We start from the raw sequence: 17,383 nt of genomic DNA, 5'->3' as shown, positions 1-17,383 counted from the left end.
CTGGCCGCCCGCCGTCGTCGTCTTGGTCCGCCGCTTCTGGATGAAGGGCCAGAGGATCGAGACCAGGCACATGGCGATCAGCACCAGGCTGATGGGCCGGGTGAAGAACGTAGTCCAGGGCATGTCCGCGCCTGAGGAGGTCAGCAGTCCCTGGACCAGTCCGGTCTCCGCTATGGTGCCCAGCACGAGCCCGAGTACGATCGACGCTCCGCCGATGCCCACCCGCTGAAGCAGGTAGGCGGCGACACCGAGCGCCAGCATGATGAACACGTCCACCACGGAGCTGCGGATGGCATAGGCGCCGATGATGGTCAGGACGGTGATCCCGGGGGCGAGGTAGCGGACGGGCAGCGCCATCACGCCACGCTGCAGGCCGCGGCCGGCGACCAGTCCCACCGGCACCATCATGACCGCAGAGACTGCCAGCGCAATGATGAAGGTGTAGACCAGCGGCCCGGAGGTGGTGAAGAGTTCGGCGCCGGGGCGAAGACCGTGAAGGAGGAGAACACCGAGAATAATGGCGTCCGGCGGTGTTCCGGGCACTCCCAGGGTCAGTGTGGGGATGAACCCGCCGCCGACCGTACCGTTATTCGCCGACTCGGAGGCGACGACGCCGTCGATCTCGCCCTTGCCGTAGGTTTCCGGGTGCTTGGAGGCGCGCTTGGCTTCGTTGTAGGCGACGAGGTTCGCCACGCTTCCGCCGGCTCCGGGAAGGATGCCGACGAAGGTGCCGATGATGCCCGAGCGGATCAGGTTGACCGGGCGGCTCAGGATCTCCTTCAGCATGCCACCGAGACGGTCTTTCTGCCGGGTCTCGTCGACCATGTGGGCGTCCCGCGTGCGCAGCGCAATGAGGCGGATGACCTCAGGAATGGTGAACAGGCCGATCAGTGCGGGCACCAGCGGAACACCGCCCTGCAGCATCGGTTCGCCAAAGGTGAAGCGGACGTCACCGCCCACCGGCGCAATGCCCACCGTGGCCAGGAGCAGGCCAAGTAGTCCGCCGATGAGTCCCTTGAGCAGCGAACCGGAGGCCAGGCTGGCGATGATGGTGAGACCGAAGACCGCCACCCAGAAGTACTCCTGGGGGCCGAACCGCAGCGAGAAGGACGCCAGGGGCGGGGCCAGGAAGATCAGGGCAATCACGCCGATGATCCCGCCGACAAAGGAGCCCATGGTGGCGCCGACAATAGCGAATTCGCTGCGTCCCTGGCGGGTGAGCGGGTAGCCGTCGAGCGCCGTCGCAATGGACGACGGTGTGCCCGGCGCATTGACCAGGATGGCGGTGAAGGAGCCGCCGTAGATGGCGCCCATGTAGAAGGCGCCGAGCAGGACCAACCCGGAGGTGGGGTCCATGGCGAAAGTGAAGGGGACCAGTAGGGCCACACCCATGGTGGCGCTCAGGCCCGGCATTGCCCCGAGGGCCATGCCGCTCAAGGTGCCGATCAGCACCAGGAGCAGCATGGACGGGGCAAGGTTGGCGAGCAGCCCTTGCCCGAGTACCTCGAACATTTACGGAACCAGTTCCAGCCGGGTCAGGAGATCCTCGTAGACGGCCTTGCGCTCCTCGGTGAGCTCGATGGCCTCTTCAGGTCCGAAGTTCTCCAGGACAAACGCCTGCTCCTCGAAAGCCTTCACCAATTCAGGATCCTGATTGACCTCTTCAAACGCGTCCGCAAGCTTCTGGACAATGTCATCCGGGGTGTCCATAGGGACCGAGACGCCACGGTAGGCGCCGTCGACAAGGTCATGGCCCTGTTCAACGAAGGTCGGGACATCCGGCAGGCCGGGCATCCGCTCCTCGGTGGCGACGGCGATGGCACGCACCTGGTCACCGAGCTGCGAGATCTGCGGTGAGTAGGACATCAGCGCGTCCACGTGTCCGCCGAGCAGGGCGGGAACAGCCGTGCCGGTACCCGAGAACGGGGTGTAGGTGACGTCAATGCCAGCCATATCGTTCAGCATGAGTGTGCCGATGTGGTTGGCGGAGAAGTCCCCGCTGCCGCCGACGGACATGGCGCCGGGATCCGCCTTGGCCGCCTCGATGAAGTCGTCCAGTGTCTGGATGTCACTGTCCGCCGGAACCAGCAGTGCGTTGGGAGTGCTCTGGAAGATGTAGACCTGCTTCAGATCCTCGGTCTCATAGCCGGCGTCGTCCCGCAGCATCGGCTGGAGGATGATGTGCGGCAGGTTGCTGCCCATGAACTTGTAGCCGTCCGGGGCCATCCGGGTGAGCTCGGACCAGCCCAGGGCGCCGCCGCCGCCGGGCTTGTAGGAGATGTTGACGGTCTGGCCCAGCACTTCGGCCAGCTTTTCCTGCTGCAGGCGTGCGGTGATGTCGGATTCTCCACCGGCATCGAACGGCAGGATGTATTCGAGGCGCTTCTGCGGGAACTCGTCCGCAGCGCCGCCACCACCGGCTTCACCGCCCCCTCCACCTCCTCCGCCACAGCCTGTCGCGGCGAGGGCGACGGCGATCATTCCGACGATGGATGCGAACGTACGGCGGCTTTTCATCTTTACCTCCATTGGTAAGAGTTGGCGCTTCGTTGGTGGTGCGGGGGTCTGTGTGGCCCGGGGAACACTCTCACCCTGCGGTGCTGGAGTGACTCAGATCACGGTTGTGTTCATACTGTTCACCGTTCAGTGAACCGTTCTTCAGGAATTCGATGACGGCGTCGGTGACCTCATCTGTGGTGGCGGATCCGCCGAGGTCCCTGGGGAGGACGCCGGCGGCGGTGGTGGCGCGGATTGCACGCGCCAGGTTTTCGGCCTCTGCGGTGAGGCCGAAGTGCTCCAGCATCAGGCCGGCGCTGGCAATGGCGCCGATCGGATTGGAGATGCCCTGGCCGGCGATGTCCGGTGCCGAGCCGTGGACCGGCTCGAACATGCTGGGAAAGCGCCGTTCAGGGTTGTAGTTGGCGCTGCTGGCGAGGCCGAGGCTGCCGGCAAGTGCGCTGCCGAGGTCCGAGAGGATGTCTGCGTTGAGGTTCGATGCGACAACAACCGAGAGTTCCTCCGGTTTCAGGACAAACTTCGCGGCCATTGCGTCCACCAGGACGCTCTCCGTCTCCACATCGGGGTAATCCTTCGCCACCCGCTTGAAGACGTCATCCCAGAGCACCATGCCGTACTGCTGGGCGTTGCTCTTGGTGACGCTGGAGAGTTTGCGGCGGTCGCGGGTGCGGGCGATGTCGAACGCGAACCGGATGATGCGCTCGCAGCCCACCTCGGTGAAGAGCGAGGATTGCACGGCGACCTCGCCGCCGTTTCCGCGGGCTCCGAGGTTGCGCCCGCCGAGGCCCGCGTACTCCCCTTCGCTGTTTTCCCGGACAACGATCCACTCCAGCTTGGTGTCATCCGCCTTGCGCAGCGGGCTGGTGACGCCGGGCAGGAAGTGGACGGGCCGGACGTTGGCCCACTGGTCGAAGCCCTGGCAGATCGCGAGGCGAAGACCCCAGAGGCTGATATGGTCCGGGACGGAGGGCCATCCGACGGCACCGAAGTAGATGGCATCGAAATCACGCAACTGGTCCAGTCCGTCGTCGGCCATCATGACGCCGTGCTCAGCGTAGTAATCGGAACCCCACGGGAACTCGGTCCACTCGAAAGCAAACGCTCCGTCGGAGTTCTTCGCCACGGCGTCGAGCACTTTCTGCCCTGCGGCCGTCACCTCCTGGCCAATACCGTCGGCGGGGATTGCTGCAATGCGAAAGGGCTGGGGGGTCATGCCTTCGACACTAGGTCACAGGGTGAGCCATGTCTCAGACTTTTCTCCTCTGCGGGCAATAGGAAATACCTATAGGTCCTTGCCAGAGATGTATTCACGGGTGACCCCCACGAAGGCCTCGGCCGCCGAGGTGAGCGGTCCGGCGGCCCGGTAGGCCAGCGTGACACGCAGGGTGGACGTGGGTTCCAGGCGCATGACGGCGGCTCCGCAACGCCGCGCAAGATCGGCCCAGGCCGCAGCCAGGATGGTGAGGCCTCCGCCTGCGAGGACGAGAGGCAGGAGGGTGGAGCGGTGCGCCACCTCCACGGCGATGTGGGCGTCCACGCCGGAAGCGAGGATCTCGTCCACCACATGCCGCATGACGCTTCCTGCCGGAGAGGTGATCAGTCGCTGGCCTGCCAGCTCGGAAGGATGCACCGTGGACCCGTCGGCGAACGGTTGTCCCGGCAGACCGATGAGCACCATCTCCTGATCCTCGAGCGTTTCCAGCCGGATACCCGGCGGCGGGGAAAAGGGGGCGCTGCCGAAGAGTCCGAGTTCGCAGGAGCCGTCAGACAACATCGCCATCACGTCTGCGCCCGTGTAGGCCGGCTGCGCGCTGATGGTCATTGCCGGAAAGAGCCGGCCGAACCGCACGGCCAGGGTGCTGAACGGTTCCACCGCCTGGGAAGGGAGCAGCGCTATGTCCACCTGCCCCACCTGCGCGCCCTTGAGTGAGTCCGCGGTGAACTTCACCGCGTCAAGGTCGCGCACGGCCCGCCGCGCCGGTTCGATCAGCGCCCGGCCTTCCGCGCTGACCACCACCTGCCGTCCCGTCCGGTGAAACAGCTGCACGCCAAGCTCACGCTCCAGTGCCAGCACGGCCTGCGAGAGTGAGGGCTGGGCAACCAGGAGGTGTTCTGCGGCGCGTCCAAAGCCGCCGTGGTCAACGACGCCAAGGAAGTACTTCAGATGCCGGATATCCATGCGTGCCTGCCGCTACCGGGAGAGGTGGTTCGGGAGGCTGCTGCCCGGGGCCTGGCCGCGGATCTCCAGCAGCTCACGGGCGTGGGCGGCGAGGCGCTTGTCCTCTTCGGAGCGTGGAACCCAGGGTGGTACGGGGACCGCTGTGCCCGTCTCGTCGCGGGCCACCATCACCGTGAGGCAGTAGGTGGTGAGCTGCATGTCTCGCCCGGTGGGCTTGCCGGAACGGACGTGCACCGCGATGTGCATGCCCTTGTTGCCCGTGTAGACCAGCCGCGCCTCCACCTCCACGAGATCGCCGATCAGCAGCGGACGGTAGAACCGCACTCCGCCGGAGAAGACGGCCACCGTGTCCTGGCCACAGTAACGGGTGGCGCACACGTAGGCGGCCTCGTCAATCCAGTCCATCACCGTGCCGCCGTGCACCTTCCCGCCCCAGTTGACGTCGGTAGGCGCGGCAAGGAAGCGAAGGGTCACCCGTTCGGCGGTGCCGGCGTCGGTATATTCCTGCCGTTTCATGGCGGCGACAATGGCGTCCCGCACCTCGATCCGCGCAACGGCATGGTCCCTCCGTTCGACCTCCTCGGGCGTAGAGGGCTCGAACTGCGGTACCGGCACCGGCTTGCCGTCCGGCCCCACTGCCACGAAGATCACGAGGCACTGGCTCCGCATGGTCGCTTCACCGCCCTGGACGTCCCCGGAGGAGACAACCGTCTGGATGTGCAGGGAGGACTTGCCGGTATAGACGATGGTGGCTTCAACCTCGACCATGTCGCCGACGTTCACCGGGTCCGCAAAATGGATGTTCCCGACGTACGCCGTCACGCAGTAGCTCTTGGCCCATCCCACGGCGGCGGCGTAGGCGGCCTTGTCCACCCACTCGAGTACCGTTCCGGCATCCACGGAGCCGCTGTGGCCGAGGTCCGTCGGGGCGGCCAGGAACCGCAGCGTCACTGAGTGGGGGTTGGGTCGGTCAGCCTTGTCGACGCGTCCTTGCGTCCTGTTATCCATGGTTGTTTACCGTATCGGAACCCGGAACTTTCGTGCAGTTATGGTGCTTTCGCGACGTCGGAAGCCACCAGAAATGCACAAAAGTTCCACCCCGAAACTCCAACGCAATTCTCAGGTTCCCGGTGTAGCGTGGCGCACAGGCCCGCCCCCCAGCACTCCACCGGAACGAGGAAGTTCACAATGACTCGTACAGGTCGAAAATCATGGCGTCAGTGGACTCCTGCTGCAATAGCCGCCGGAGCGGTCGGAGCAGCGGCGCTGGTGGCCCCGTTCTCCGCCAACGCAGCGGTTGACCTCCCGGACAAGACCGCCGCAGAGGTCCTCGCACTGGTTCAGGAGAAGGACGTCGATGCGTTCTCCGGCACCGTGGAACAGACCTCCAACCTGGGCCTCCCCGATCTCTCGGCCCTGGACGCGGCCGGCGGCGTGAACGGCTCGCCAAATGACGACGACGGCGGTGACACCTCCCCGGCCAGCGCCGCGATGGAACTGGTCACCGGCTCCCACACGGCCCAGGTGTACGTCAACGGTCCCGATCAGTCGCGCCTGCAGGTACTCGACCAGCTCGAGGAACGCAACGTCATCCGCAACGGAGATGAGCTCTGGTACTACAACTCCGATGAGAATGAGGCCCTCCACGCCACCCTCGGGGATCATGAGAAGCCCGACGGCGGCACCCAGGCACCGCACGACCTCGCCGCCCACTTCCTCGAGAAAGTCGACCCGTCCACGGAAGTCACCGTCGGTTCCGACCGCATGGTCGCCGGCCGTGCGGTCTACGACCTCATCCTGACGCCCCGCTCCGCGGACACCCTGGTGGGCTCGGTCACCGTAGCGGTCGACGGCGAAACCGGACTTCCCCTGGGCGTCACCGTGGCAGCGGCCGGCAGCAGCGACCCGGCCTTCAGCTCCGCATTCACCGACATCAGCTACGAAGCACCCGATAAAAGCCTGTTCGCCTTCACCCCGCCGGACGGTGCAACCGTCACGGAAGTGGAACCGAAGGATCACCAGCGCGGTGAGCACACGCATAAGGAAACCGCGGAAGCAGAGAAGCCGACCGTCATCGGCGAAGGCTGGGACGCCGTCGTCGTTGTTCCTGCCGGGCAGCAGCAGATTCCGGCAGAACTGGCGCAGCTCAGCACCCCGGTCGACGGCGGGCAACTGCTGTCCACCACCCTGGTCAACGTGCTTCTTGCCGACGACGGACGCATCCTCGCCGGCTCCGTCACGGTTGAACGCCTGCAGGCAGTAGCCGCCGGACAGTGAGCGGGGCCGCCGACCTCGTCATCGAGACCACCGGCCTGACCAAGCGGTTGGGCGGACGGAGCGTGCTCAACGGGATTGATCTCGCGGTGCCGCGCGGCTCGGTGTTCGGCTTCCTGGGCCCCAACGGTTCCGGGAAGACCACGACCATCCGGATCCTGCTGGGCCTGGCCTCAGCCACCTCCGGAGACGTCCGGGTACTCGGCGAGTCCATCCCGCGGGCGCTGCAGCAGGTCCTCCCCCGGGTCGGTGCGCTGGTGGAGGGCCCGGGTTTCTATCCGTTCCTCTCCGGCACCGCGAACCTGCTCCGGCTCGACGCCGCCGACCGCTACGTTTCCCCCTCGACCCGCCGGCAGCGCGTCGACGCGGCGCTCGAGCGGGTGGGGCTCTCCCAGGCGGCGGGGAAGAAGGTAGGCCGTTACTCGCTCGGCATGAAGCAGCGCCTCGGGATCGCGAACGCCCTCCTCACGCACCGGGACCTGATCGTTCTCGATGAACCGACCAACGGCCTCGATCCGCAGGGCACCCGCGAGGTCCGCCACCTCGTCCGCTCCCTGACGGAGGAAGGAACCACGGTCTTCGTCTCGAGCCACCTGCTGACGGAGGTCGAGCAGATCTGCTCCCACGCCGCCGTGCTCAGCGCCGGTTCCCTCGTGGCCCAGGGCAGCCTGGAGGAACTGCGCCGGGCCGGCGAACCCCGCCTCCGCGTGGTCACCCCTGACGTGCCGCAAACTCACACTGTGCTGCGCCGGCTCGGAACAACACCCGACGACGACGGCGCCTCCCCCGGCGCGCACATCATCACCGCGCCCCTTCCGGACGGCGTGACGCCGGACCGGATTGTGCGGGAACTCGTTGAAGCCGGCGTCCGGGTGAACGGTTTCAGCGTCGATCAGGCCGGCCTTGAGGACCTCTTCGTGGCGCTGACCGGGGAGGGGTTCGACGTTGTCCAGTAAGACGTTGTCCAGTAGCACGGCGTCACGGAAGTCCGTCGGGTGGCGGTTCCTCGGGTCGGAGCTGTCCGTCCTCTTCCGGCGGCGGCGCACCTGGGCCCTGCTTGCTGCGCTTGCGGCGATCCCGGTGTTGATCGCCGTCGCAGTGAAGCTGTCATCCGGACCGCCGCGCGGGCGCGGGCCGGCCTTCCTGGACCAGGTGAGCCAAAACGGACTGTTTGTCGCCGTCGTCGCCACCATCGTGGCCATTCCGCTGTTCCTGCCGCTGACCGTCGGGGTGGTGGCAGGTGACACCGTCGCCGGTGAGGCGAGCACCGGCACGCTGCGGTATCTCCTCATGTCGCCCGTGGCGCGCGGACGGTTGCTGGCAGTGAAGTACGCGGGCGCCGTCGTCTTCTGCCTGGCGGCGACGTTCACCGTGGGCTTGGTGGGCACTCTCATGGGCGCGCTGCTGTTCCCGGTGGGGCCGGTGACCACCCTGTCCGGGACCAATATCGACGTGACGGAGTCGCTGGTGCGCATTGCGCTGGTGTGCCTCTACGTGACGCTGTCCCTGCTGGGGCTGTGCGCCGTCGGGCTCTTTATGTCAACGCTGACCGACGTCCCGGTCGGAGCGATGGCCGCAACCGTGGTGGCGTCGGTGGTCAGCCAGGTGGTGGGGCAGCTGCCGCAATTGGAGTGGATCCATCCGTGGCTGCTGACCCACTACTGGCTCGGTTTTGCGGACCTGCTGCGAGATCCGGTGGTGTGGGACTCCTTCGCCGCGAACGCCGTGCTGCAGGCGGGCTACATCGTGGTGTTCGGCGCCCTCGCCTACGGCCGCTTCAGCACCAAGGATGTGCTCGCGTAGCCGACGTGTGCTGGCGCCGGCTGCTCCAATGGTGAAAGGATCGCACCCATGACCGACAACGCCGCTGAGAACACCCACGAGCACCCCGAGGATCCCCGCGAGGAAGTTCTCGAACCCAAGCCGCACGCAGGGCATGCCTCTAACATCCGTGAACAGCAGGGGACGCACGAGGCCGGGGCGGCTCCGGCAGCCTACGTTGGCGGCGACGAACCCGGAGAAAAACCGGAAGACGCCGCCGACAACTCAGGCCACTGGGACGAGATGGGCCGGGAAAACCCGGTGAAGGAACCCGGGAACGAGGAAAGCTGAGCGGTAAACGCTAGACCAGTGCGCCGTCCAGGACGGTCACTGCAACATCGTTTGAGCTGTGGTTGTACCGGAAGGTGACCACACCGCCGTCGTGCTGGAGGACGTGGTTGGCGCCGTTCCGCACGCCGAACGCGCCGTAGTTCTCTTCCCATGAGCGGTCGATCGCGACCTTGTACTCGTACGTGCCTGCGGGCAGCTGGGCGGTGAGTTCCCAGCGCTGCGATACGGGGCTGTACGCCATCTGGACCTGATCCGCGGCCGCCGACCAGTCCTCGGCGCCCAGACGGTGACCGAAGCTGCCGGCGAGCGCAACGGCGTCGGGCGCGGTGGCGTAGCGTGCGCCCTCCTCGGTGACGGTCCACCCGGTGCGGCCCTTGAGGATGAAGCCTTCCTTGACCAGCGTGGCGGTGGCGGCCGAGAGGCGCTTGACGCCGCGGGCAACGCCGCCGCTGAGAACTTCGCTCTCCCACTCGCTCAGCGGAACGCGGGCAACCGCTGCTGCCAGCACCTCCGTGCCTTTAACGGGCGCTCCGGGCTGCTCGGCCAGGATCTGGACGATGGCCTTCAGGCGGGCTGCGGTGTTGTCTTGGGCACTCATGTGTGGACCTCTCGATTTGCTGTACTTCCGAGAAAATTTTGACAGCGCATCCCGGCATTGCCGGGGAGCCCGCGCGCGGCCCGGCATGTCGTGTCGAATTGTGACTGACGGCCCCCGGGCCCCTTGCGTCTAATTTCACTGGGTGAGAAAGATATTTCGTGAAACCTATGGTGTAGGTCACAACGCGCTGCTAACGTGATACCTCGAAGCCAACGGCGGGCTCCTTCTTCGGAGCTATCTACCAGGTGGACCTGCAAATCCCCATACCGCAGCAGTCTGGTCGCAGAACACCGTCTTCTAGTTGGCGTCCGTGGACTCGAGCGATTGCTGCCCCACATTCGGGAGCATCTCCATGACTACCACCACCAAAGAAGAGCAGTTCCTCTCCAAGGCCATTTCCCTGGCGACCGACAACGTTCACAATTCCGGCGGTCCGTTCGGCGCGCTGATTGTGACACTCGACGGGCGCTCCTTCGAGGGCGCCAACCGGGTTACCGCCAACAATGATCCGACGGCGCACGCGGAGGTCATGGCCATCCGCAACGCGTGCGCTTCCCTTGAGACGTTCGATCTCTCCGGCAGCACCCTCTACACCAGCTGCGAACCGTGCCCGCTGTGCCTGTCGGCCGCACTCTGGGCCCGGGTGGACGCCGTCGTATTCGCTGCTGACCGGAACGACGCCGCCAGGGCCGGATTCGACGACGCCGTGTTCTACGACTACTTCGCTACCCCTGTGGAGGACCGGTCGATGCCGGTGCGCCAGTACAAGCTGACGACGTCGGCTCCGGTCACCGCGTCCACGCCGTTCGAGGCGTGGAACTCCCTCACCGCCCGCGTGGATTACTAGGAGAACGCCATGGCAATCCTGACCGACACCGGCAGCCACCCCGAGCCCGGCCGCCCCACAACCCGCCGCCCCGTCCAGCCCGGGAATCTCAGCCAGCTGGACCGTTTCTTCAAGATCACCGAGCGCGGCTCCACGCGAAGCCGTGAGGTCCGCGGCGGCTTTGTCACCTTCTTCACCATGGCGTACATCGTCATCCTGAACCCGCTGATCCTGGGCGGATTCAGCCCCGACGCCGCCCCCTTGGATGTTGAGGGCGGCTGGCTCCAGGCAACGCAGATCGCCGCGGTCACAGGGCTGACCGCCGGGGTCATGACCATCCTCTTCGGGGTGGTCGCCAACCTGCCGTTCGGCATCGCCGCCGGCCTGGGCATCAACTCGTTCCTCGCTGTCTCCGTGGTTGGCGACGTGACGTGGGCTGAAGCCATGGGCCTGGTGGTCATCAACGGCCTGCTGATTGTACTGCTGGCCGTGACCGGCGCCCGGACGGCGATCTTCAACGCCGTTCCGCGCCAGCTGAAGGCGGCGATCACTGTGGGAATCGGACTCTTCATCGCCTTCATCGGCTTTGTGGACTCCGGCTTTGTGACCCGGACCGCCGGCGGTCCACCGGTTCAAATGGGCGACGGCGGATCCATCACCACGGTTCCGACCCTGGTGTTCATTGTTGGCCTGGTGACCATGGGCATCCTGATCGCCCGGAAAGTGCAGGGCGGGCTGCTCATCGGGATCATTGTCACCACGGTGATCGCCATCGTTGTCGAGATGTCGTTGCGGCTCGGGTCAGGCGGCCCGGACAACCCGGCCGGCTGGCATCTGAACGCGCCGGTCATCCCCTCGAACATCGTGTCGCTGCCGGACTTCAGCCTGGTCGGCGCCTTCGACCTGTTCGGGGCGTTAGACCGCATCGGCGCACTTGCTGCCACCATGCTCGTGTTTACCCTGGTGTTCACCAACTTCTTCGATGCCATGGGGACCATGACCGGCCTCGCGAAGCAGGCCGGGCTGACTGACAAGCGGGGTAACTTCCCGAGGCTGAAGTCCGCACTCGTGATCGAGGGTGTCGGTGCTGTTGCCGGCGGCGGCTCGTCGGCATCATCCAACACGGTCTTCATCGACTCCGCTGCAGGAATCGGCGAGGGGGCCCGCACCGGGCTGGCATCCGTGGTGACCGGTTCGTTGTTCCTGGCGGCCATGTTTTTCACTCCACTGACCGCAGTGGTGCCGCTGGAGGTAGCGGCGGCGGCCCTCGTCGTCGTCGGTGCCATGATGGTTGCGCAGATCCGGGAGATCGACTTCCGGAACTTCTCGATCGCGCTCCCGGCGTTCCTGACCATCGTGACCATGCCGCTGACCTACTCGATCGCCAACGGGATCGGCGCAGGATTCATCAGCTGGGTCATCATCCGCGCATCGTCCGGCAAGGCACGCAAGATCCACCCGCTGCTCTGGGTGGTGGCGGCCGGGTTCCTGGTCTACTTCGCCCGCGGACCGATCACGGTGTGGATGGGCGGGTGAGCACGCCGGCGCTGTAACGTGGGCGCCATGCCCATCAGATTCGAGAACGTAGGCATCGCGGTCCGCGATCTCGAGGCGGCGATCGCCTTTTTCACCGACCTCGGACTGACCGTTCTCGGCCGTGACTCGGTCAGCGGAGAGTGGGCTGACACCGCCGTCGGTCTCGACGGGAATCATGCCGACATCGCCATGCTGGCCACACCGGACGGGAACGGTCGCATCGAGCTTTTTGAATACCTTCACCCCGATGCGATCGAGACGGAGCCCACCCGGCCCAACGACATCGGGATGCATCGCATCGCGTTCTCGGTGGACGACATTGAAGAGGCGCTTGGGGTAGCAGCGAAACACGGTTGCTACCCCTTGCGCGGCGTGGCAACCTACGGTGACGTCTACAAGCTCACCTACGTCCGCGGCCCCAGCGGCATCCTCGTCATGTTCGCCGAGGAACTGAGCAGGAGCTGACCGGGGCGCGGTCGGTTTTCGAACTTCTCACAGTGGTGGGCCAAAGCGGTGGGCGAAAGGTAACGCGGCAGGACTCCGCGGGAAACGTGGCCGAAATACCGGGTCAATAGCGTCTTCCCATGCTGCCCGGCCCGGACTGCATGGAACCGAGACCCCCGGAGCCCATCCCTATGTCCTATGTGAAGCCCAGTGACCTGATCACAACGATGATCGACGCAGGCGAGTCGAAGATCTTCATGTCCACCCGGGACACGGTAGTGCGCGCGGCGATGGCCGGCGCACTGCTGTCCCTGGCGGCTGCGTTCGCCGTCACGGTGAGCGTGACCACCGGCATCCCGCTGGCGGGGGCGATCCTCTTTCCCGTCGGGTTCATCCTGCTCTACCTGCTGGGCTATGACCTGCTGACCGGGGTGTTCGTCCTGACGCCCCTTGCGCTGCTGGACAAGCGCCCCGGCGTCACGGTGCGCGGCGTCCTCCGCAACTGGGGCCTGGTGTTCGTGGGGAACTTCATCGGAGCGTTCACGGTGGCCGTGCTGATGGCGATCGTGGTGACCTTCGGTTTCGCCATCCCGCCGAATGAGGTGGGCGTCGCCATCGGTCACATCGGCGAGGGGCGCACGCTGGGCTATGCCGAGCATGGCGCCGCCGGGATGCTGACGCTGTTCGTCCGCGGCATGCTGTGCAACTGGATGGTGTCCATCGGGGTCGCAGGCGCCATGATGGCCAAGGACGTGCCCGGGAAGGTGATCGTCATGTGGATGCCGATCATGCTCTTCTTCTTCATGGGCTTCGAGCACTCGATCGTCAACATGTTCCTGTTCCCGTCAGGCCTGCTGCTCGGCGCCGAGTTCACCATCCTGGACTACCTGGTCTGGAATGAAATCCCGACGGTGCTCGGCAACCTTGTGGGCGGCCTGCTGTTCACGGCGCTTCCCCTCTACGTCACCCACGCCCGGACAAAGGCACCCTCCAACGCCGCGGTTCTTCCGACGGCGGACGACGTCGAACGCATTGAAAGCGGGATCCGCAACTAAGGTTGCGTCCCGCCGAGCGGGTACGGCGGTGTTAGTCCGCCCACTTACCGGCCATCTTATTATGAGTAACTCATAACAACTGCTAGCGTGGAAGCCGCAGGACCGCCTGAGCGCCAGGCGCCCACCCGCTTCTTCCCCTTCCGGCAGCGTCGCCTCCTCGGACGCCGCGCCCGGCCATGACAGCACTCGCGTCGTCCTCCTTCAGCCTGAACACACCGTTCAACAACCAGGAGATGACATGACACTTCTCGCGAACCGTCCCGTTGAAACCGTTGATACCCAGTTCCCCGAACAACTGCCACCGAACGGCGGCACCTATGTGACAACGCGTACGCGTCCGGTGATCACCGGCAGCTATGTCACAACGGAGAACGGCGGAACCGTGCCCGCAGGAGCGATCCGCGGCCGGTATGTCTCCCTCGGCCACCGTCAAGGTTTCGGTGACCGTGAGGGCAGGTACACCGACCGCGGCTAACGCTTGCCCTGCGCCCATTAGGCGGGCCGGTTAGCGGGAGGAGAGCCGCCGCAGCAGGTCCGCCGCCGCGCTCACCGCGATCACGGCCGGCGCCTTACCCGTCACTTCCGGCAACCCGATCGGGCACTGGATCCGGCCGATCTCAGTCTCGGAGTACCCTTCCGCCGCCAGCTTCTGCCGGAACCGCGACCACTTGGCCTTCGACCCGATCAGCCCCACACTGCCCAGATCACCCCGGCGCAGCGCGGCATCGCACAGCAGGAAGTCCTCCGAGTGGTCGTGGCTCATGATGAACACGTGCGCACCGGCAGGCAGTTCACCCAGGAATGAGTCCGGCACCGGCGTGTGGACGGCCTGCACGGACGCCACCCCGTAGATGACATCCGCCAGCCGCTCCGGCAACAGCTGCTCAGCCCGGCTGTCCACCAGCAACAACCTCAGCGGCAGCCTGGATAGAACCCTTCCGAGCTCATACCCAACATGCCCGACGCCGAACACCGCCACCGTAGGCAGTGACAGGAACGGTTCAAGCAGCACCCGGACCTTTCCGCCGCAGCACTGCCGCCCATGCTGGGTCACCGCGTGCTCGTTCAGCGAGAACTCGACGTTCTCCGCGGACGAGACACCGGCCGCCATCATCTCCCGCGCCCGGTCGATCACCGTCGCCTCAAGGTTCCCGCCGCCGATGGTCCCCCAGGTGGAAGAAGCACCGACGAGCATCTTCGCCCCCGCCTCCCGCGGCGAATGCCCGCGCACCTCCGACACGGTCGCCAGCACCCCCGGCAGGCCCGAGGACCTCAGGTGCTGCAGCGCCTCCAGCCAGTCCATCTCAACGCACTGAACCCGAAGCGGAGGGCACAAGATCCTCCGAAGAGGCAGCAGACGACGACGGCGCAGACACCCGTTCGATCGCCCAGAACACTGCTTCCGGAGTGGCGGGGCTGGCGAGCTCCACGGCAACATCACCCGGCCCGAACGCGGAAACCGCCTGGCGCAACGCCTCCCGCACACTGAACGCCAGCATCAGCGGCGGCTCGCCCACGGCCTTCGACCCGTACACCACGCCGCTTTCGGTGGCCCGCTCAAACAGGTGGACGTTGAACTCCTCGGGCATCTCCGAAAAGCTCGGCAGCTTGTACGTGCTCGCCGACTGCGTCGTAATGCGCCCGCGGGAGGGACCATCCGAGGCGTCCCACCGCAGGTCCTCGAGCGTCAGCCACCCGGCGCCCTGAACAAACCCGCCCTCGATCTGCCCGACGTCGATCATCGGCGAGAGGCTGTCGCCGACGTCGTGCACAATGTCCGTGCGCAACTGGCGGTAGGCACCCGTGAAGCGGTCGACTTCCACCTCGGTGACGGCCGCGCCGTAGCTGAAGTACTTGAACGGTTCGCCCTGCATCCGGGTGCTGTCCCAGTGCAGGCCCTCGGTCCGGTAGTAGCCGGCGGCCCAGAGGGAGACCCGCTGGAAGTACGCGTCGCGGGCCAGTTCGGCGAAGCTCAGCGACGAGTCGTGGAACCCAATCCCGGTGACCTTGCCGGCGTCGAACCGCACGTCGTCCGGGTGGATGTTGAGCTTCCGGGCAGCGACCTCCGCCAGCCGGGAGCTGATCTGCTCGCAGGCGTTCTTGATCGCGCCGCCGTTGAGGTCCGCCCCGGAGCTCGCCGCCGTCGCCGACGTGTTGGGCACCTTGTCCGTCCGCGTCGGCGCCAGCCGCACCGAGGAGAGCGGGACACCCAAAGCCGTCGCCGCCACCTGCCGCATCTTGGTGTGCAGGCCCTGGCCCATCTCGGTGCCGCCGTGGTTGATCAGCACCGACCCGTCCTTGTACACGTGCACCAGCGCGCCCGCCTGGTTGAACGCGGTCAGGTTGAAGGAGATCCCGAACTTCACCGGCGTCATACCGAGCGCCCGCTTGGTGTGCGGGTGCGACGCATTGAACGAAGCAATCCCCTCCCGGCGCCGGGCGATGTCGGAGCGGTCCTCCAGCGACCGCCAGATCGCCTGCAGCCGCTCGGCGTGCCGCACCGGCTGCCCGTACGGCGTGCTCTGTCCCGGCTCATAGAAATTACGACGGCGGAGCTCGCTGGGATCCAGTCCCAGCAGCGGTGCGCACCGGCCGAGCAGGTCCTCGATCACGAGCATCCCCTGCGGACCGCCGAACCCGCGGAACGCCGTCTGCGACGTCTTGTTGGTCTTCGCGATCCGGCCGTGCACCTCGATGTTCGGGATGTAGTACGCGTTGTCGATGTGGCACAGCGCCCGTGCCAGGACGGGTTCGGAGAGGTCGAGGCTCCAGCCGCCGTCGCTCGTCAAGGTGGCCTTCAGGGCAAGGAGGCGGCCGTCGTCGTCGAACCCTGCTTCCCAGCGTGCGTGGAACGGGTGCCGCTTTCCGGACATGGTGATGTCCTGGGTGCGGTTCAGTCGCAGCCGGACGGGCCGGCCGGTGAGGGTGGCGCCGAGCGCCGCGATGGCCGCCCAGCCGTGGGGCTGCATCTCCTTGCCGCCGAATCCGCCGCCCATCCTCAGGCACTGCACCGTGACGTCGTGGTTGGCGAGGTTCAGCACGTGCGCAACGATTTCCTGGGTCTCGGACGGATGCTGCGTGCTGCACTGGACGAAGACCTGCCCGCCCTCGTCGAGGTAGGCGAAGGACGCGTGGGTTTCGAGGTAGAAGTGCTCCTGCCCGCTGAACTGGAATTCGCCGCTGAACCGGTGCCGCGCCTTTTCCAGGGCCTTGTCCGGCTCACCGCGGGCAACCGTGGGGCGGTTCCCCTGGAAGCTTTCCGCCTCGATGGCCTCCTCCAGCGTCACGATGGAGGGCAGCGGCTCGTAGTCCACCTCCACCGCCTCGGCACCCAACCGTGCGGCCTCCAGCGACTCTCCCAGCACCCAGCACACGGCATGGCCGTAGAACATGACCTCGCTGGGGAAGAGCGGTTCGTCGTGCTTGATGCCGGCGTCGTTGACGCCTGGAACGTCCGACGCCGTCAGCACCCGCACCACGCCCGGCACCTTCAGCGCGGGTCCGGTGCGCAGGTCCAGGATGCGGGCATGCGCGTGCGGGGCCTGAACAGGCCACGCGTGCAGCACGTTGGAGCTGCGGACAATCAAATCGTCCGTATATAACGCGGTGCCGGTGACGTGCCCGGCCGCACTCTCATGCGATACCGGAATGCCCACCACGGGGTTCACGGGGCGGTCTGCGAGCGATTTCACCTGGCCACCTCCAGCTCTTCGGCGTTCTCGGCATGGAATTTCAGCAGCGCCTGCCTCAGCATCGCCGACCGGTAGAGCGAGCTGGCCCGCATGTCATCGATTGGCGTGCCTTCACCGGCCATTACCGCGGCAGCGGCGGCTACCGTCTCC

17 protein-coding genes are annotated in these 17,383 nt (G+C 66.2%); 9 read left to right on the top strand and 8 right to left on the bottom strand.

Annotation, left to right across the window (positions count from 1 at the left end; translation table 11 throughout):
- From X803_RS18080 to X803_RS0105645, 5 genes are all read right to left on the bottom strand, one after another.
- Nucleotides 1-1,512: tripartite tricarboxylate transporter permease (locus tag X803_RS18080; RefSeq protein WP_084033444.1), on the bottom strand; the 1,512-nt coding region annotated here is incomplete at its 3' end.
- On the bottom strand, nt 1,513-2,517 hold the full coding sequence (locus tag X803_RS0105660; protein WP_051470504.1) for a tripartite tricarboxylate transporter substrate binding protein: 1,005 nt from the start codon (nt 2,515-2,517) through the stop codon (nt 1,513-1,515).
- A gap of 70 nt (nt 2,518-2,587) precedes the next feature.
- A complete protein-coding gene (locus tag X803_RS18075; protein ID WP_051470503.1) occupies nt 2,588-3,730 on the bottom strand; it encodes a tartrate dehydrogenase in 1,143 nt (380 codons plus the stop codon).
- 69 nt (nt 3,731-3,799) lie between these two features.
- Nucleotides 3,800-4,696, bottom strand: a complete 897-nt coding sequence (locus X803_RS0105650) for a LysR family transcriptional regulator (RefSeq protein ID WP_026544380.1) — start codon at nt 4,694-4,696, stop codon at nt 3,800-3,802.
- A 12-nt stretch (nt 4,697-4,708) separates the two neighbouring features.
- Nucleotides 4,709-5,704 carry an acyl-CoA thioesterase gene (locus X803_RS0105645; protein WP_051470502.1) on the bottom strand — a complete coding sequence of 332 codons (996 nt, stop codon included), beginning with the start codon at nt 5,702-5,704 and terminating at the stop codon, nt 4,709-4,711.
- A gap of 180 nt (nt 5,705-5,884) precedes the next feature.
- Between X803_RS0105645 and X803_RS0105640 the strand changes: the two genes are divergently transcribed.
- Genes X803_RS0105640 through X803_RS18070 form a run of 4 tightly spaced genes read left to right on the top strand, consistent with a single transcriptional unit; the run spans nt 5,885 to nt 9,082 of the window.
- Nucleotides 5,885-6,973 carry a LolA family protein gene (locus X803_RS0105640; RefSeq protein WP_026544378.1) on the top strand — a complete coding sequence of 363 codons (1,089 nt, stop codon included), beginning with the start codon at nt 5,885-5,887 and terminating at the stop codon, nt 6,971-6,973.
- A complete protein-coding gene (locus X803_RS0105635) occupies nt 6,970-7,926 on the top strand; it encodes an ABC transporter ATP-binding protein (RefSeq protein WP_026544377.1) in 957 nt (318 codons plus the stop codon). The genes X803_RS0105640 and X803_RS0105635 overlap by 4 nt, the downstream gene beginning before the upstream one ends.
- 4 nt (nt 7,927-7,930) lie before the next feature.
- Nucleotides 7,931-8,773 (top strand): ABC transporter permease, encoded by an 843-nt coding sequence (locus X803_RS0105630; protein ID WP_253907400.1) that lies wholly within the window; start codon nt 7,931-7,933, stop codon nt 8,771-8,773.
- A 48-nt stretch (nt 8,774-8,821) separates the two neighbouring features.
- A complete protein-coding gene (locus tag X803_RS18070) occupies nt 8,822-9,082 on the top strand; it encodes a hypothetical protein (protein WP_035778079.1) in 261 nt (86 codons plus the stop codon).
- A gap of 10 nt (nt 9,083-9,092) precedes the next feature.
- Here the strand turns inward: X803_RS18070 and X803_RS0105620 are convergent, their stop codons facing one another.
- Nucleotides 9,093-9,680 (bottom strand): pullulanase X25 domain-containing protein, encoded by a 588-nt coding sequence (locus tag X803_RS0105620; protein ID WP_026544375.1) that lies wholly within the window; start codon nt 9,678-9,680, stop codon nt 9,093-9,095.
- Between the two features lie 352 nt (nt 9,681-10,032).
- On the opposite strand from X803_RS0105620, the gene X803_RS0105615 reads away from it, so the two are divergent.
- The 5 genes from X803_RS0105615 to X803_RS0105595 all read left to right on the top strand — a co-directional run bounded on the left by X803_RS0105615 (nt 10,033) and on the right by X803_RS0105595 (nt 14,016).
- Entirely contained in the window at nt 10,033-10,527 is a 495-nt protein-coding gene (locus X803_RS0105615) for a nucleoside deaminase (RefSeq protein ID WP_026544374.1), read from the top strand.
- Between the two features lie 9 nt (nt 10,528-10,536).
- The gene (locus tag X803_RS0105610) at nt 10,537-12,042 is read left to right on the top strand and encodes an NCS2 family permease (protein ID WP_026544373.1); all 1,506 of its coding nucleotides are present in this window, start codon (nt 10,537-10,539) and stop codon (nt 12,040-12,042) included.
- Nucleotides 12,043-12,069: 27 nt separating this feature from the next.
- Nucleotides 12,070-12,507 (top strand): VOC family protein, encoded by a 438-nt coding sequence (locus tag X803_RS0105605; protein ID WP_026544372.1) that lies wholly within the window; start codon nt 12,070-12,072, stop codon nt 12,505-12,507.
- A gap of 170 nt (nt 12,508-12,677) precedes the next feature.
- Nucleotides 12,678-13,541 (top strand): formate/nitrite transporter family protein, encoded by an 864-nt coding sequence (locus tag X803_RS0105600; protein WP_026544371.1) that lies wholly within the window; start codon nt 12,678-12,680, stop codon nt 13,539-13,541.
- 238 nt (nt 13,542-13,779) lie between these two features.
- Entirely contained in the window at nt 13,780-14,016 is a 237-nt protein-coding gene (locus X803_RS0105595) for a hypothetical protein (RefSeq protein ID WP_026544370.1), read from the top strand.
- A gap of 30 nt (nt 14,017-14,046) precedes the next feature.
- On the opposite strand, the gene xdhC is transcribed toward X803_RS0105595, so the two are convergent.
- Together xdhC and xdhB are read right to left on the bottom strand one after the other, a co-directional pair.
- Nucleotides 14,047-14,844 (bottom strand): xanthine dehydrogenase accessory protein XdhC, encoded by a 798-nt coding sequence (gene xdhC, locus X803_RS0105590; protein ID WP_026544369.1) that lies wholly within the window; start codon nt 14,842-14,844, stop codon nt 14,047-14,049.
- Between the two features lies 1 nt (nt 14,845).
- Complete coding sequence (xdhB, locus tag X803_RS0105585; protein WP_026544368.1) at nt 14,846-17,233, bottom strand: xanthine dehydrogenase molybdopterin binding subunit; 2,388 nt, start codon at nt 17,231-17,233, stop codon at nt 14,846-14,848.
- Between the last annotated feature and the right edge of the window lie 150 nt (nt 17,234-17,383).

This window comes from Arthrobacter sp. 35/47 (assembly GCF_000520475.1).
Lineage (GTDB): Bacteria > Actinomycetota > Actinomycetes > Actinomycetales > Micrococcaceae > Arthrobacter_D > Arthrobacter_D subterraneus.
The sequence above is the reverse complement of the archived record's forward strand: the minus strand, read 5'-3'. Positions and strand labels throughout refer to the sequence as shown.